This window comes from Raineyella sp. LH-20 (assembly GCF_033110965.1).
GTDB lineage: Bacteria > Actinomycetota > Actinomycetes > Propionibacteriales > Propionibacteriaceae > Raineyella.
Genome location: NZ_CP137003.1, coordinates 3,063,249 through 3,078,837, shown reverse-complemented (window position 1 = coordinate 3,078,837; position 15,589 = coordinate 3,063,249). Strand labels below are relative to the sequence as shown.

The window sequence follows — 15,589 nt, the reverse complement described above, 5'->3', positions numbered from 1 at the left end:
CTCAGAGGTCGCGGCGGGCGTACAGCCGCCGGGACACCGCCGACGACCCGACGAGCAGTGCGGCAGCGACGGCCACCGCCAGCACCGCTGCCAGCGGCGTGCCGGTGCGCAACAGGGCGGACAACAGCACGGCCTCGGCGTCGGGGACCAGTTGAGCGCCGACGATGCCGAGGACGATGACAGCCCCCGGCACCAGGAACGCGACCGGGCGGGCCGCCGTGTAGCCGATCGCGAAGAACACCGGCAACTGGAAGGCGAACAACACGCACAGGGCGACCACCGCCAACACTGCCAGCCCGGCGGTCACCGGCAGCTCCAGCGGGACCCGGAGCACCGCCGCCAGGATCACGGTCGCAATCAGACCGAGCAGCACCAGACCGACGCCGAGCACGGTGACGGTGAGGTAGCGGCCGGCCACCACCGCGCGCCGGGGGAGTCCGAGGACGGTGTAGAGGGTGTCCAGGTCGGAGCGTTCGTCGGAGGCGAACAGGTACTGCGGCCCGAGGATGACCGCCACCAGGGTGATCGGGGGGATCACCGCGTACGGGCTGCGGGACGGGAGCACGGAGAGGACGGCCACCAGCAACAGGGTGACCAGCACCCCCCTGGCGTACGGCCGGAGCGCATGCAGATCCAGTCCGACGAAACGCAGGGCAAGAGCGGCGGAACGCGGGACAGGAACGACGGAAAGCGGGGCGTCGGACATGGTCAGGACTCCTGGGGATCGTGCCGACCGAGGCCGACGACGACCTGGTCGAGGGTGGGTTGTTCGAGCACGACGCGCCGGTCGAAGGCCGCCGACTCGGCCAGCCGGACGATGCCGGTGAAGCCTTCGGGACTGCGACGCAGCCCGTGCACCAGCGCTGCGGTCTCGGGGGTGAGTTCGTCGGCCCCACCGCGGATGACGGCGTACGTCTCGGTGAGCTCGTCGGCGGGCCCGGCGTACGTCACCCGGCCGGCGTCGATCAGCACCAGATCGTCGGCGAAGCCCTCCAGGTCTGCGATGATGTGGGTGGAGAACAGCAGGCTGTGTCCCTCGTCCTCGGCCATGTGCTCGCGCAGCACGTCGATCAGGTCGGCGCGGGCCGCCGGATCCAGCCCGCTGGTGGGCTCGTCGAGGATCAGCAGGTCCGGACGGTGGGCCAGGGCGAGGGCGACCATCAGCTTTCCGCTCTCGCCGCGGGACAGCTCCTTGACCTTCTCCTCGGTGCGCAGTCGGAACCGCTCACACAGCGCGGTGAACCGGACGTCGTCCCAGCCCGGGCGGAACCCGCGGACCGCGTCGGACGCTTGGCGTACGGTCCAGTCGGGCACCAGGAACGGGTGGTCGAACGCCACCCCGATCCGTGCCGGCTCGGGGATCCGCACCGTGCCGGCATCGGCATGGACCAGACCCAGCAGGGTCCGCAGCAGGGTCGTCTTCCCCGCCCCGTTGACCCCCACCAGGGCGGTGACGTAGCCGCGGCGGACCGCCAGGTCGACCGGGCCCAGCACGAACTCGCCGCGGCGTTTCCGCAGCCCTTCGATGTCGATCACCGTCTGCTCGGTGTTCATCGGTTCCACTCCTCCTCCAGGATCTCCACCAGCTCCGGCAGCGCCACCAGGCCCGAGCCGCGCGCGGTCGCCACCGCCTGGGCCAGGTCGGCACGGGCCGCCTCGACCACCTGACGTCGGGCGGCCGACGGGTCGACCGTTGCGACGTACGACCCCTTGCCGGGCACGTTCACGATCAGGTCGGCGGCGGCCAGCTCGTTGTAGGCCCGGGTCGTGGTGATCAGGCTGACCCGCAGGTCCTTGGCCAGGCTGCGCAGCGAGGGCAGCGGCTCACCCGCGGCGAGCCGACCGGTGACGATCTGCTGGCGCAACTGCTCCACGATCTGCTCGTACAGCGGGATGCCGGTGGTCTCGGACAGCACGATCCGCACTGGCGTCCCTCCTCGTCGACCGGTCCACCGCAGCGGACCTACTGTATATGTACGACATAGACAGTAGCACGGGGACGGCGCCACGAGGTCCTGTCCAGAACGTCGCGGCCGGATTAGGCTGATTGCGGCGGCGCCTCCGACGCCGACAGGCACCTGCGGCATCAAGGAGCATTTCCATGGCGAATCCGAGTGTCAGCACCGCAACCACGCACTGGGAGGGCAGCCTCTTCGACGGCAGCGGCCGTACGGAGCTGGCGACCTCCGGCTTGACGACCTTCGACGTGACCTGGGCCCGGCGGGCCGAGCCAGGACAGGGCACCACGAACCCCGAGGAACTGCTCGGCGCAGCGCTGGCGACCTGCTACAGCATGGCCCTCAGCAACGCCCTGGCCCAGGACGGTCACGCGCCGACCAGCATCGACACCCGGGCCGACGTCAGCTTCGTGCCTGGCACCGGGATCACCGGCATCACCGTCACCGTGCACGGGGTGGTCCCCGGTCTCAGTGAGGCAGACTTCGCGGCCAAGGCGGAGTGGGCGAAGGAGAACTGCCCGGTGTCTCAGGCGCTGCGGGCGGTGCCCAAGGAACTGCGCATCGTCTGACCTGAGCGCATCGTCTGACCCGAGCCTGCCGAACGGGCCTCACCGTCGCCCCCTCTCGACCCGCCGCCGCTCCCTGAGACTCCGCCGGCTCGCTGGCTGCCGACGGTCCGTGCGGGTCAGTCCTCGTGTCGGGAGGGGGCCTTCGCCAGCAGCGCCGCTTGGTCGGCCTCGATGTGCCGGAAGCCGTGCGTCTCCAGACCGAGGACCGTCGCCAGGGGCCCGAGCATGACGACGACCAGACACCACCCGAGCGAGACCCCGGCGTACGCCAGCCCGACCGCGGCGGCGATCACCAGCGCGGTGACGACGAAGACCATGGTGTGGAAGAGTGCGTGCCCACCCTCGCCGCCCCGGTGCATCAGGGCGTAGATCCCGTTGACCAGCGCGACGTACGCCAGGACGGGCACGGCCACCGTGCCGACCACTCCGGGTAGCGGTAGTGCGGACTCGCCGGCCACCCACAACCCGGCGACGTGGAGTCCGGCACCGGTGGCCGCGACGGTCAGGAACAGCGGCAGATGCAGGTAGCCGAAGAGGAACGAGCGTTCCCGGTAGTGGTGCAGGACCTGCGCGGTGTCGACGGCGAAGTACACCCACCACAGTCCGAAGGTGAGCCCGATGCCCGCGACCACCACCAGCACCGCCTCCACGGTCCAGTGCTCCCGGTCGATGAGGGCCGACAGTGCCGCGACGGTGCCGATCACCCCCTCGCCCAGGGTGATGATCAGCAGCAGCCCGTATCGCTCGACGATGTGGTGGGCATGCCACGGCGTGGCGGCCCGACGTTCGGCAAGGAACGGCCCGGACACCTCGATGATCACCAGCCCGGCCGTGCACCAGAGTGTCTGGGTGACGGTCAACGGCAGCACGGCGACGACGATCCAGCAGGCCTGGGCGACCAGTAGCGACCCGATGTAGAGCCCGATCGCCGGCCGACGCAGGACGTCCACCGTCCAGGCCCGGCCCCAGCCGGCCAGGAGCGGCAGCCGCATCACGACGTAGCCGAGGATGATCGTCCGGTTGTCGAAGTGCGGCGATTCGAGCGAGGCGTACATCGGCGGGATGCCCAGCGCCAGCACCACCACGCCGACCATGACCGCCATCGACATCAGCCGGAACGCCCAGTCGTCGTTGGCGTACGCGGAGGCGAACCAGGAGTAGTTGATCCATGCCCAGACGATCGCGAAGCCCGCGACAGCGAAGCCGAGCAGTGCGGTGGCGACATGCCCCTCGGCCAGGAAGTGGGCGAACTGGGTGCCGCTCAGCCCGAACGCGACGGCGAAGGTCAGGTCGAACAGCAGCTCGAGAGGGGACGACACCCGGTGCTGCTCGTCCGTGTCGCGGGGAACGAGGGGGGACAGGCGGTGCCGGCCGAGGGATGCCGGTGTGGGTGTCGACTCCGATGCGGGTGTCATGGGGACAGTGTTCCGCAGGCCCCGATGCCTTCCGCAGACCCCGATGCCGACATCCCGGTGGCGCAGCCGAGTGCGAACGCGGGTGAGCCACTCGACCACCACGTTTGACTGCCACCCGCGGCCGGCCGGAGGATGATGAGGCCATGTCCCTCGCCGTGTGTCTGCTCTTCGACCCTGAGGGTGATCGCGTCATCCGGGAGATCTGGACCCGCCTCGAGGGAGAGGGGGTGCCGACCCTGCTCACCCACACCCACGGTCGTCACCTCCCGCACCTGTCGTACGCGGTGGCGGTGCACTGGGAACTGGCCGCGGTCCGGGAGTGGATCGCCGCGCTGCCCGATGCCGGCGGCTTCTCCGTGGAGTTCCACGGCATGCTCGCGTTCTCCCGCGGCCGTACGGCGCTGGCCGCCTCGGTGACCGCGGAGGTCGCACGGCGTCAGGAAGTGGTGGCCGCTGCTCTGCAGGACGCCGGCGCCGACCTCCATCGGCACTACGCGCGCGGGGCCTGGGTGCCACACGTGTCGCTGGCCACCCGCGCCAAGGAGGCCCAGCTACCGCTGGTCGCCCGGGCGGTGTCCGATGCCCTGCCGCTGACCGTCCGGGTGGCCAGTGCTGCCCTGATCGACAGCGGCACCGGCCAGCGGTGGCCGCTGGCCGGCATTCCCTGAGCCCTGCCGGTCAGCGAGGGCTGGGCGACCCACTCGGCGCCGGGGAGGCACTGCTCCCGCCGTCGGGGCCACCACCGAAGGCCGCGAAATCGGGGGCCGGCAGCGGTGCGACGAGATCGGCCAGGACGATCGTGTCAGCGGCACCGATCCCGCTGAGGACCTGCACCCTGCCCTGTCCGCGGGCACCCACCGAGACGTCGACCGTACGGGTCGCACCGCTCGACAGGACGGTGACGGTGGTGGCTCCGGTGTCGCTGGTGACGAGCGCAGAGGAGGGGATGACGAGGGCTCCGGTCAGCGAGGTGGTCACGATCGAGGCGGTCGACGGAGCTCCCTCGGGCAGCCCTGCGGCACCGGCCGGCACACTGACCACCACCGGGTAGCTCGGCGCATCGGTGCCCGCGCCGCTGGTCGGCAGTGCGCCGACGGCGGTGAGGGTGCCGTCCAGCGGGGTCGCGGAGCCGACCGTACGCACCTCGACACGATCGCCGACCGCAATCTGCTGCAGGTTGCCGAGGGTCGCGGTGGCGTCCACCCGGGCCGCGCCGGGACCGATGATGACGATGCCCCGGGTCGGAGTGGCCTGGTTGCCGGGGGAGATGTCGACCGCCCCGACCACGCCGCTGATCGGCGCGGTCAGAGTGGCGGCGTCGAGGTTGTTCTGCGCCTGGGTCTGCTGCTGCTGGACCACGGCCAGGGTGGCCTGGTCGGAGAGCAGCTTCGCCTTGGCCGAGGTGCCACCACCGGTCTGGCCGAAGCCTCCGCCGAGACCGCTGGGCAGGGTCGGCGTCGCCCCGGCGCCGCCGGCCAGTGCGGTCGCCTGCTGACTCAGGGCCTGCTGGTTCAGGGCCTGCTGGCTGCGAGCCTGCTGGGCCAGCGCCGTGCCGCCGGCGTCCAGGGCCAGGGCGGCGCGGTGCTGGGCCGTGCTGAGCGCTTCGAGGGCGCCCATGCAGCTGGTGAGGGCCTGCGGGTCGACGGTGGGGAATGCCGCGGTCGGCGTGGCCGTGGGCGTGGGGGTGCCCGAAGGACTGGCCGTGGGGGAGGCGGTGGGTGACGGGGAAGCGGTGGCCGGCGGCGTGGACGGGGTAGTGGGGGTCGGCGTCGGGATCGCCGAGGCCGACCCCTGCGGGCTCCCGGACGGGCTGGGACGATCAGCGACGGGGGCGGCCGGCCGGCCGGATCCGGGTGCGCCGGCGACTCCCTGTCCGAGGCCGGAGAGCAGGTCGGTGCAGGAGGTGTTGACCGCTGTCTGCGCCGCGTCGACGGCCCCTAGTGCCGCGCTGACCTGGGCCTCGGGCGACATCGCGCCACCGGCCGCCGGCCCGCTCGTGCCGGCCCCGGCCGGGACGGTCGGGGCCCCCGGACGTCCGGACGCGCCGGCTCCCGGAACGGCGGTCTGCGGGAGGCCGGGGGTGGTGCCCGCGGGGGTGCCGCCGTCCAACTCCGCCCGGTCCTGTTCGATCGCCAACTGGACGGCGGCCACCTGGGACTGGGCCTCCAGCAGGGCGGCACGCAGCGGGGCGGTGTCCATGGTCGCCAGGACCTCACCGGCCTTGACCTGTTGGCCGGCGCGCACCGACACCGAGGTCACCGTGCCCGTGGTGGGGAAGGCCGCAGTGACCGAGTCGACGTGGGCGAGAGTGCCGCCGAGGCTGACCGTGGCGGTGAGATCGCCCCGGGTCGCCGTCGTCGTCCGGTAGCGAGCGGCGGCCGCGCTGCCCGTCGAGTTGATCGCGTACGTGGTGGCCACGACGCCCACCACGACGACGGCGGCCACCCCGCCGATCACCATCCGGCGTCGCCTCATCGTCCGTCCTCCTCGATCCTTTGCGCTCATGGCGTACGTTCCTTCACTCGGTCCGCAGCGCGTCGATCGGCGCCAGGTGGGCGGCGCGCCCGGCCGGGTAGACCCCGGCCACCACGCCGATCAGCATCGAGACCCCCAGCGCCACCAGCGTCGCGGACCAGGACGGCGTGACCTGGAACGGCAGGAACTGCGACAGCACGGCAGCCGCCCCGACCCCGAGCAACACCCCGGCGAGTCCCCCGAGCAGCCCGAGCAGGCTCGCCTCGGTGAGGAACTGCCGCTGGATCACCGCCGGGGTGGCGCCCAACGCCTTGCGCAGGCCGATCTCGCGGGTCCGCTCGGTCACCGACACGAGCATGATGTTCATCACGCCGATGCCCCCGACCAGCAGGGAGATCGCCGCGACACTGCCGAGCAGGGCGGTCAGCGCCGTCGTGGCGGTGGACACGGCGTCGACCAGGGTCTGCTGGGCGGCCACCCCGAAGTCGGCGGTCTCGGTCGTGGTGCGGTGTGCAGTGTGCAGGGCGGCGAGGGTCTCCTGGTAGGCCGCCGACAGTGCTTCCTGGCTGGCCGCGGAGACGTAGATGGTCGTCACCCCCGGGCCGGCGGTGCCCTGGATCCGCTGGGCGAAGGTGGCCACCGGGAGCACCACCTGGTCGTCCTGGTCACCGGTGATGGAGCTGCCGGCGGTGTTCAGCACCCCGATCACGGTGAGGGTGGCCCCCTCCACCCGGACGGTCTGCCCGATCGGCGAACCGTCGCCGAAGAGTGCCTTCGCCGTGGTCGATCCGATGACGGCGACCGGTGCCTGGGCGGCGTTCTCGTCGGCGGTGAAGAACCGGCCCTCGGTGATGGTCCGGGCCCGCACCGTGGTCCAGTCCGGCGTGGTGCCGACCACCATGGACGTCCGGTCCTCGGTCCCGGCGACCACCGAGGTCGCCGACTCCAACACCGGGGCGACCGCCTGCACATCCGGCGCGACGGCAGGGTCCGCCAGCATGGCGGCGTCATCGAGGGTGAGCGTGGTCGGGCCGCTGGAGAGGCCTCCCATCCCGGCGAAGGCATTGCCACTGCCGGGGGTGACGATCAGCAGGTTCGACCCGAGTGCGTTGATCTGCCCGGTGATCTGCGCTCGGGCGCCCTGGCCCAGCCCGACGGTCAGCATCACCGCGGCGATGCCGATCAGGATGCCCAGCATCGTCAGTGCGGACCGCAGCTTGCGGCCGAGGATGGCGGTGATCGCCGTCCGCAACGTCTCGGCGAACCCCATCATGCCGAGACCTCGGTCTCCAGCGGGCCGAGCAGGCCGTCGCGGATCGAGTACCGGTGCTGCGACCGCATCGCCACGTCGTGCTCGTGGGTGATCAGGATGATGGTGCGGCCCCGGTCGTGCAGACCGGCCAGCAGGTCGAGTACGTCCTCGGTGGACGCCGAGTCGAGGTTGCCGGTCGGTTCGTCGGCGAGCAGGATGTCCGGGTCGTTGACCATCGCGCGCGCGATCGACACCCGCTGCTGCTGGCCGCCGGACAGCTCACCGGGTCGGTGGTCACGCCGATCGCCCAGACCGACGGCTTCGAGCACCTCCCGGGCCCGGGTGCTCCGCTCGGTGCGGCCGACCCCGGCGTACACCAGGGGGAGCTCGACGTTGTGCTGGGCGGTCATGCTCGGCAGCAGGTTGAACTGCTGGAAGACGAATCCGATCGACCGGTTGCGGACCTCCGCCAGGTCGCTCTCCGACAATGTGCTCACGTCCCGCCCGGCCAGCAGGTAGCTCCCGGAGGTGGCGTTGTCGAGACAGCCGAGGATGTGCATCAAGGTCGACTTGCCGCTGCCGGAGGGGCCCATGATCGCGACGTAGTCACCCTGCTCGATGTCGAGGTCGATGCCGCGCAGTGCCTCCAGCGAGATCGCGCCGGTGGTGTAGGTCTTGTGGATGTCGCGCAGGGACAGGATCGGGGCCATCAGCGGCCAACCCGACGGGACAGCCTGGTGGTGGGACCGGTAGTGGGACCCGCGGTGGCACGTACGCCACCGGCCTGCGGCAGGACGATCGTGTCGCCGGCGCTGACGCCGTCGGTGAGGACCGTACGATCGCCGATCACCGCGCCGAGGGTCACCGGACGCTCAGTGGTGGCGCCGTTCGACTCCAGCCGTACGGCGGGGTGGCCGTCCGCCTCGACGATCGCGGCGGTCGGCACGGCGAGGACGTTGTCGAGCTGCTCCGCCGTGATCGACACCGTGGTCGTACTGCCGATGAACAGTTGGGCGCCCTTGGCATCGGTCACGTCGACGACCACCGGGAAGGTCGCCGCGGAGCTGCCGGTGGAGGACACGCCGGTGGTGGCGACCTGGCTGACGCTGCGCACGGCGCCGGTGAGGGAAGTGTGTCCGTCGGGGGCGGTCATCGTGACCGCCTGTCCGCTCCTGATCGAGGGCAGGTCGGCGGCGCCCACCGTCGACTTCACCTGCCAGGAGGAGGTGTCGACCACGACGACGTCACCCGATGGGCTCGAGGCGGATGCTCCGGCCGCTGCGGCGGCACCGGCCATCGCCCCCGACATGCCGGCGCCACCGACCGCTCCGGCGGTGCCGCCGGCGGAGGAGGGCAGGCTGGTGGTGGCCCCGCCGCTCGTCCCGCCGGCGACGCCGCCCTTGCTGATGTTCACCACGGCGACGGTCCCGGCGATCGGCGAGGTGAGCGTCGCGCCGTCGTAGTCCGCCTGTGCCCGGGTGAGCTTGGCCCGGTCGGCGGCGAGTGCGGCGCGGGCGGCGGTCCGCTGCGCGGTGGTCGCCGACGCGGTGAGGGCGTCGACCTGGGCCTGGCTGGAGGCGACCGCGGCCGTGGCGCTCTGCAGGGCGGCGTCCAGCGCCGCCGCGTCCTCGGTCGCGAGCACCTGGCCCTTGGTGACCTTGTCTCCGACGGCCACCCGGACGTCGGTGACGGTGCCGGCGGCCGGGAAGTTCACCGACAACTGCTGCACCGGCTGGAAGGTCCCGGTGGCACTCACCGTGCGGGTCACCGAGGTCGGCTGCACGGTGTACGTCGTCGAGCCGGCGGTCGATGCGGCACCGCGCGGGCGCAGGGCGAGGGCGATCACCGCCACCACCAGTGCCACGACCACCACAGCGGACACCACGATGACGACCGTACGGCGCCGCCGCGGGGGCCGTGCTGTGGCCGGCGCAGTCGGCGCCGGATCCTCGGCTGGAGTCTCACCCATGCGTTCCTACGGCCTTCCGTCAGGTCCCTGCGCGGTGCCGGATCGTCGCCGCTCGTGCACCGTCTCGTGCACGAGGCCAGGGCCAGTGGGTGGCCCGCAGGCCGGATCCGGTGGTGTCCGGGTCGACCCTAGTCCGGCCCGGGGGCCGATCGGAACGGGGGCAGACGTCGTTCGGGGATGACCGGGGGTTCCTCCTGAGGAGGCCTCGGGACGGCCTCACAGCCGCAGCGACCAGCCACGCCGGTCGAGCACGGCGGCGACCGTCAGCAGCACCCCCACCATCACCGCGGCCTGCAGCAGGGTCAGCCAGACCGGCGCACCGGCGTACCAGCCGTCGGCCCCGGGCAGGGTGAGGAAGGCCATCGTGATCAGATGGGCGAAATAGAGGGGCAGCGGGTGCCGGCCCGGACTCTGCAGCCACCGCCAGCGGCGGGGACGGTCGTCGAGGATCGCGGCGACGATGGCGAAGAGCAGCAGGCACAGGCCGAGCGCGAGCAACTCGTACGTGAACGACGCGCGGTTCTTCGAGACCGGGATCCAGCCGGACAGGCCCCAGGCCAGCAGGGCCGAGGCCGTGCCCACCCCGGCCAGCAGCACCGTACGGCGCATGGCCCCCTGGGTCCGGTGCCACTGCTCGGCGACCGCACTGGCGATCATCAGGAAGCCTCCCCAGGCCAGCGTGCCGAGGATGCTGTCGAACGAGATCTGCAGCACCGCCGCCAGGAAGAAGCGGTCGAGCAGCACCTGGTAGACGCTCAGGCAGACCAGGCCGGCGGCCCACCGCGCCCAGGCCGGCAGCAGGACGACCGGGAGCAGCAGCAGGGTAGCGGCACCGATCGCCTGCAGTACGCCCCAGGACAACGCCGTCGGTCCGACCACCTCGGTGAGCGCCTGACCGCCGCTGATCAGTGCCCCCAGGCCGAGCAGCATCAGTCCCCGCCGGGCCATCCGACCCCGGATCGGACGCTTGTCCGGTGCCGCCCGCCAGTCCTCGACGCGCAGCCCGACGACGAGGGCGATGGAGAGCATGAACATCGGGGCGACCACGTCGGCGATGGTGAAGCCGATGTCGGTGGCGTGCTTCAGCGCCGCCGGCACCCAGCGGACGCCCAGCCCCAGGTTGCCGACCGCCATCACCAGGACGGCGATGCCCCGGTAGGCGTCGATGGCCGCGTTGCGCGGCGTCGACGAGGCAGTGGCGAGTGTGATGCGCGGGTGGACCCGACCCGCACGACCGTGCATGGTGTCGTCCCGGAGGAGTGGGAACAGGAGCGGGGTGGCGGTGTCGTCAGGTGAGGTCGGCCAGTGCGACGTTCCGGTCGACGAGTCGTTCCCGGTCGACCTGCTGGCCGACGATCCCGCGCAGGGTGTCACTGACGTCCCAGATGTTGACGTTCATCGCCGCGGTGACGATCCCGTCACGCTGCCAGAACACGATGAACTCACCCGACTCGAGCGCGCCCCGCACCACCGGCTCGTCGTCGGCGAGGTTGTTGCCGACGTACTCCATGCCGAGGTCGAACTGGTCGGTGTAGAAGTACGGCTGCCAGTCGTACGTCCCCTCCAGGCCGAGGATCGTACGGGCCGCCAGCGCGCCCTGGCGCAGCGCATTGTCCCAGTGCTCCCGCCGCAACCGCTGGCCGAGGAGGGTGTTGTGGGCGTTGGCGATGTCGCCGACGGCCAGGATCGCCGGATCGCTGGTGACCATCCGCTCGTCGGTCAGCACCCCGTTGTCCACCGCCAGCCCGGCGTGCTCGGCCAGCGACACCCGCGGGACGGCGCCGACGGCGATCAGCACCGCGTCGGCGGCGATGTCACCGTGGTCGGTGATGACGCCCCCGGCCACACCGTCCCGCTCCAGGACACCCTGTGCGCCGACGCCCATCCGCAGGTCGATGCCATTGCGGACGTGCAGGTCGGCGAAGTACGCACCGATCCGGGGGCCGAGGATGTTGTCGAGCGGCTGGGCGTTGGGGGCGACCACCGTCACCCTCATCCCGGCCTGCCGGGCCGAGGCCGCCACCTCCAGGCCGATCCAACCGGCGCCCACCACCGCAAGATGGCCCCCGGCGGCGAAGAGGTCCTTCAACGCGTCGGATTCCCGCAGCTCCCGCAGCGTCATCACCCCGGGCAAGTCGGCGCCCGGGAACCGGATCCGGCGGGAGTCCGCGCCGGTCGCCAGCACCAGCCGGTCGTACGCCACCGCGTCGCCGTCGGCCAACCGGAGCACCCGCGCGGCACGGTCGATCGATGCGGCGACCACCCCGAGCCGCAGGTCGACGTCGTGCTCGACGTACCAGGCCTCGTCGTGCAGCCGGATGGCGGCCCGGTCCATCCGGCCCTGCAGGTACTCCTTGGACAGCTTGGTCCGGTCGTAGGGCAGTTCCGGCTCCTGGCCCAGCATCGTCACGGGCCCGGTGAATCCCTCGGCCCGCAGGCCCTGGACGACGTGGGCTCCGGCAAGTCCGGCGCCGACGACGACGATCCTCTGCTCCGACATGTCCGCTCCGTCCGCAACGGACCCGGGACCGATTCCCCGGTCGCGTTGTCCCATGGTAGGACGGGCGGACCGGTCCCGACAGGGCGTCGCCGCCCGGCCGTGACCTCCGCGGGAGCGCGACCGGTGGCCCTGGCTAGGATCATCAGCGTGTCCAACCCCACCGCAGCCATCCTGGTGATCGGCGACGAGATCCTGTCCGGGCGTACCCGCGACGAGAACATGTATCACCTCGCCGGTGTGCTGAGCGCTCACGGGATCGACCTCCGGGAGGTGCGGATCGTCCCCGACGACCACGACGCCATCGTCACGGCGGTGGACGCACTGCGCGAGGCGTACGCCCATGTGTTCACCTCCGGCGGCATCGGGCCCACCCATGACGACATCACCGCCGACGCCATCGCTGCGGCGTTCGGCGTCCCGATCGTCATCGACCCGGAGGCCGAACGTCGGATCCGGGCGTTCTGCGACTCCCGCGGGATGACCTACACGGTGGAGGAGCAGCGGATGGCGCGGGTGCCGGCCGGCGCCACCCTGATCGACAACGGCCTGTCCGGTGCCCCGGGGTTCACCGTCGGCAACGTGCACGTCCTGGCCGGTGTGCCGATCATCTTCCGCGGCATGGTCGAGGTCGTCCTGCCGGGCCTGGCCCACGGCCGACCGCTCACCGTCCGCGACTACCGGGTGCAACGCCCGGAGAGCTCGATCGCCGGAGAGCTGCGCGCGCTGGCGGGGACGTACGCCGACCTGTCGATCGGGTCCTACCCGTCGATGCTCGACGGCCGCTCCGGCACCACGATCGTCGTCCGCGGCCAGGACTCCGGCCGGGTCGCCGCGGCGATCGCCGCACTGCACGCCGCCTTCCCGCGGTGACCGCGGTGAGGCCCGGTGTCCACTCCTGACGGCCCCGCGCCGCAGCCCGAGACCCGGCGACTGTTCCTCGCGCTGGTGCCGGACACGGCGGCGACAGAGGTCCTCGCCCGCTGGCTGTCGGTCCCTGCGAACGGTCCGCTGCCCACCGGCTGGCGTGCGATGGCCGCACCCACCTGGCACGTGACGCTGGCGTTCCTGGCTGCCGTCGACACGTGGGCGTACGGTCGGCTGGTCGACCGGATCACCCGGATCGCGTCACGTGCGGTGCCACTGTCGCTCGACTGGGCCCCGCCCGGCGCCTTCCCGCGCGCCGGTGCGGCACGCGTCGCCTGGATCGGCGTGCGGGATCACCCTGCTCCGACCATGACGCTGGCCGCGCTGGCACGGGCCTGTCATCACGCCGCCACCGCCGCGGGTGCCGCTCCCGACCACGCGGCGTTCCGCCCTCACCTCACCGTGGGTCGCAGTGGGCAGGCCCGCGACCTCACCGACTACCTGGCGTTGCCGGGCGCTCCGGCCGGCCCTGCCTGGGTGGCGGACCGGATCCTGCTGGTGGAGTCGCAGCTGGGCAAGGGGGAGCGGGGTCGACCCCGCTATGTCGAGCGCGCCGAGTGGCCGCTCGGCGCCTCGACGCCGACGTACGTCAGCGATCCGTACCTGCCTGCGGTCGAGTGACCAGCGAGGGTGCCGTTCCGCGGACCGCCGGCGCGTCGCGGCTACCGGAGATCGTGTAAACATAGGCTGAGTTCGGTCTGTGAGGGGCATGCAAAAGTGACCGCAGTGTCCACAGGACGGCAGCGTTGCAAGGGACATTCCCGGCGTGTCCGACCCAGTGAGATAGACATCACACGGCGTTCCTGAGAGAGGGAAAGGTCCCGCCAGGAGGCTGAGAGCCACCTTTGTGAGGCCCCGTTCTCTCAACCTGAGCTTCAGGCTGATACTTGCCGCCACCCGACGAGCTTTTCCATGGTGGCGGGGTGGCACGAACATTACGAGTAATTCTGACCGCTGCGGCGTCGGTTCTTCTCGTGTTCGGTGGAGCGATCTTCTCCCCGTACGCGAGGGCGCTCGCTCCCTCCACCTACATCAAGCAAACGGTCGACGCCGCCCAAGGGGTGCAACGGGAATACAAGGTTCCCGCCTCGGTCGCGATGGCACAGTCGATCCTCGAGTCCGGCTGGGGCGATTCGACCCTCTCCCGGACCTATCACAACTATTTCGGCATCAAATGCACCTCGCAGAAGAGCCGATTCCAGCAGGGCTGCGTCTCGTTGAAGACGAATGAATACACCTCGTCCGGGACCACGACGATCGTCGATGGATTCCGGACGTACGCGACCACTGCGGATTCCTTCTCCGATTACGGCCTGCTGCTCAGCTCGCTGAGCCGTTACCGTGCGGCGTTCAGCCACACGGACGATCCTGACCAGTTCATCCGCGCGATCGCCGCCGGCGGTTACGCCACCGATCCGGCGTACGCAGACTCCGTGATCAGGATCATGAAGCAGTACAACCTCTACCAGTACGACAAGCTGCCGGCGCCCCAGCCGACCGCCAACCCGGTCGCGGACCAGACGCAGACCCCCACGCCCACCCCGAAGCCGACCTCGGCCACGCCGAGCCCGAGCCGCTCCGCGAGCGCCTCCCCGTCGGCCAGGCCGAGCGCCTCCCCGTCGGCGACGCCCAGCGCCAAGCCGTCGGCCACCCCCAGTGCCAGCCCGTCGGCCAGCACCGCGCCGGACGCCAAGCCGGCCGGCCTCACCGGGGTGATCTGGGTGATCAACCCGCAGACCAACCGGGTGAGCTTCAGCGGGACCGTGTACGACGCCGACGGCAAGCCGCTCGTCAACACCGCCCTCGCGGTGGTCGACACGACCGGAGCCTCGCTGGGAACGGTCACCACCGACGCCCAGGGCCGCCTCAACGCCGGGGTGAATCTGCCCGCCGGATGGGCCAAGATCTCGAACTACGAGGTCATCATCCGGTTCCCGGGTGCCGGCGGCACCGGTTACACCGAAGGGGCGACGACCATCCCGGCCGGCGCCACGACCTCCTCCTCCGGCCCGCTGACGACGGGCGACCCGTCGGTCGCCTCGGCCAGCGACACCGGGCTGGACCGCGACGACAACCTGCCTGCCGGCGCCCCGTCGGCCAGCGCGACGGCCTCCCGGCCCGCTGCGGCGTCGGCCTCTCCGTCGGCGTCGTCCTCGCCGAGCGTCAAGCCGGTGTGGCCGGCCGGACAGGCCTCGCCCTCCACCAAGGCGCCCGCCACCAAGGCACCGTCCACCAAGGCCAGCCCGGCCCCGTCGCCGGCCAGCTCCTCGGCGCCTGCGGTGCCGGCGAGTCACACCGGCGGGTCGGCCGACGACCCGGCACAGAACCTCGCGGGACGGCTGCCCCGGACCGGTGGTCCGGCAGCGGTGTTCGGCCTGCTGGGGCTGGGCATCCTCGCGGCCGGCGCCACCCTGGTCGCCACCTCACGCGGCGCCCGCAACCAGAGCTGACCCGATCGCCTCGGGGCTGAGCCCCGAGCACGACGGGACCCGGGCACACGGCAGGAGGGGCGGACCACCACGGTCCG

Annotated in this window: 15 protein-coding genes; 5 read left to right on the top strand and 10 right to left on the bottom strand. The window is 71.7% G+C overall.

Annotated features, from left to right (window positions below; genetic code table 11):
* Position 1 precedes the first annotated feature (1 nt).
* From R0146_RS13580 to R0146_RS13570, 3 genes are read right to left on the bottom strand one after another with little or no spacing between them, the layout of a single operon-like run.
* Positions 2 to 706 carry an ABC-2 transporter permease gene (locus tag R0146_RS13580; protein ID WP_317690387.1) on the bottom strand — a complete coding sequence of 235 codons (705 nt, stop codon included), beginning with the start codon at positions 704 to 706 and terminating at the stop codon, positions 2 to 4.
* Positions 707 to 708: 2 nt separating this feature from the next.
* The gene (locus R0146_RS13575) at positions 709 to 1,554 is read right to left on the bottom strand and encodes an ATP-binding cassette domain-containing protein (protein WP_317690386.1); all 846 of its coding nucleotides are present in this window, start codon (positions 1,552 to 1,554) and stop codon (positions 709 to 711) included.
* On the bottom strand, positions 1,551 to 1,925 hold the full coding sequence (locus R0146_RS13570; protein ID WP_317690385.1) for a GntR family transcriptional regulator: 375 nt from the start codon (positions 1,923 to 1,925) through the stop codon (positions 1,551 to 1,553). The genes R0146_RS13575 and R0146_RS13570 overlap by 4 nt, the downstream gene beginning before the upstream one ends.
* A gap of 176 nt (positions 1,926 to 2,101) precedes the next feature.
* On the opposite strand from R0146_RS13570, the gene R0146_RS13565 reads away from it, so the two are divergent.
* Entirely contained in the window at positions 2,102 to 2,527 is a 426-nt protein-coding gene (locus tag R0146_RS13565; protein ID WP_317690384.1) for an OsmC family peroxiredoxin, read from the top strand.
* Between the two features lie 116 nt (positions 2,528 to 2,643).
* Here R0146_RS13565 and R0146_RS13560 read toward each other — a convergent pair whose 3' ends face one another.
* Positions 2,644 to 3,942 carry a low temperature requirement protein A gene (locus R0146_RS13560; RefSeq protein WP_317690383.1) on the bottom strand — a complete coding sequence of 433 codons (1,299 nt, stop codon included), beginning with the start codon at positions 3,940 to 3,942 and terminating at the stop codon, positions 2,644 to 2,646.
* Positions 3,943 to 4,085: 143 nt separating this feature from the next.
* Between R0146_RS13560 and R0146_RS13555 the strand changes: the two genes are divergently transcribed.
* Positions 4,086 to 4,610, top strand: a complete 525-nt coding sequence (locus tag R0146_RS13555) for a 2'-5' RNA ligase family protein (RefSeq protein ID WP_317690382.1) — start codon at positions 4,086 to 4,088, stop codon at positions 4,608 to 4,610.
* Between the two features lie 10 nt (positions 4,611 to 4,620).
* Here R0146_RS13555 and R0146_RS13550 read toward each other — a convergent pair whose 3' ends face one another.
* From R0146_RS13550 to R0146_RS13525, 6 genes are all read right to left on the bottom strand, one after another.
* Entirely contained in the window at positions 4,621 to 6,447 is a 1,827-nt protein-coding gene (locus R0146_RS13550) for a permuted SH3 domain-containing protein (RefSeq protein WP_317690381.1), read from the bottom strand.
* Positions 6,448 to 6,460: 13 nt separating this feature from the next.
* On the bottom strand, positions 6,461 to 7,690 hold the full coding sequence (locus tag R0146_RS13545) for an ABC transporter permease (RefSeq protein WP_317690380.1): 1,230 nt from the start codon (positions 7,688 to 7,690) through the stop codon (positions 6,461 to 6,463).
* Positions 7,687 to 8,379, bottom strand: coding sequence for an ABC transporter ATP-binding protein (locus R0146_RS13540; RefSeq protein WP_317690379.1), 693 nt, complete (start codon positions 8,377 to 8,379; stop codon positions 7,687 to 7,689). The genes R0146_RS13545 and R0146_RS13540 overlap by 4 nt, the downstream gene beginning before the upstream one ends.
* A complete protein-coding gene (locus R0146_RS13535; RefSeq protein ID WP_317690378.1) occupies positions 8,379 to 9,638 on the bottom strand; it encodes an efflux RND transporter periplasmic adaptor subunit in 1,260 nt (419 codons plus the stop codon). Before R0146_RS13535 ends, R0146_RS13540 begins: the two co-directional genes overlap by 1 nt.
* Positions 9,639 to 9,854: 216 nt before the next feature.
* A complete protein-coding gene (locus tag R0146_RS13530; protein WP_317690377.1) occupies positions 9,855 to 10,880 on the bottom strand; it encodes a heparan-alpha-glucosaminide N-acetyltransferase domain-containing protein in 1,026 nt (341 codons plus the stop codon).
* Between the two features lie 46 nt (positions 10,881 to 10,926).
* Positions 10,927 to 12,138, bottom strand: a complete 1,212-nt coding sequence (locus R0146_RS13525) for an NAD(P)/FAD-dependent oxidoreductase (protein ID WP_317690376.1) — start codon at positions 12,136 to 12,138, stop codon at positions 10,927 to 10,929.
* 147 nt (positions 12,139 to 12,285) lie between these two features.
* Here R0146_RS13525 and R0146_RS13520 point away from each other — a divergent pair, with 147 nt between their 5' ends.
* The 3 genes from R0146_RS13520 (at position 12,286) to R0146_RS13510 (ending at position 15,512) form a co-directional block, all read left to right on the top strand.
* A complete protein-coding gene (locus R0146_RS13520; protein WP_317690375.1) occupies positions 12,286 to 13,008 on the top strand; it encodes a competence/damage-inducible protein A in 723 nt (240 codons plus the stop codon).
* Positions 13,009 to 13,023: 15 nt separating this feature from the next.
* Entirely contained in the window at positions 13,024 to 13,683 is a 660-nt protein-coding gene (thpR, locus tag R0146_RS13515; RefSeq protein ID WP_317690374.1) for an RNA 2',3'-cyclic phosphodiesterase, read from the top strand.
* A gap of 353 nt (positions 13,684 to 14,036) precedes the next feature.
* Entirely contained in the window at positions 14,037 to 15,512 is a 1,476-nt protein-coding gene (locus tag R0146_RS13510; protein WP_317690373.1) for a glucosaminidase domain-containing protein, read from the top strand.
* Positions 15,513 to 15,589 lie beyond the last annotated feature (77 nt).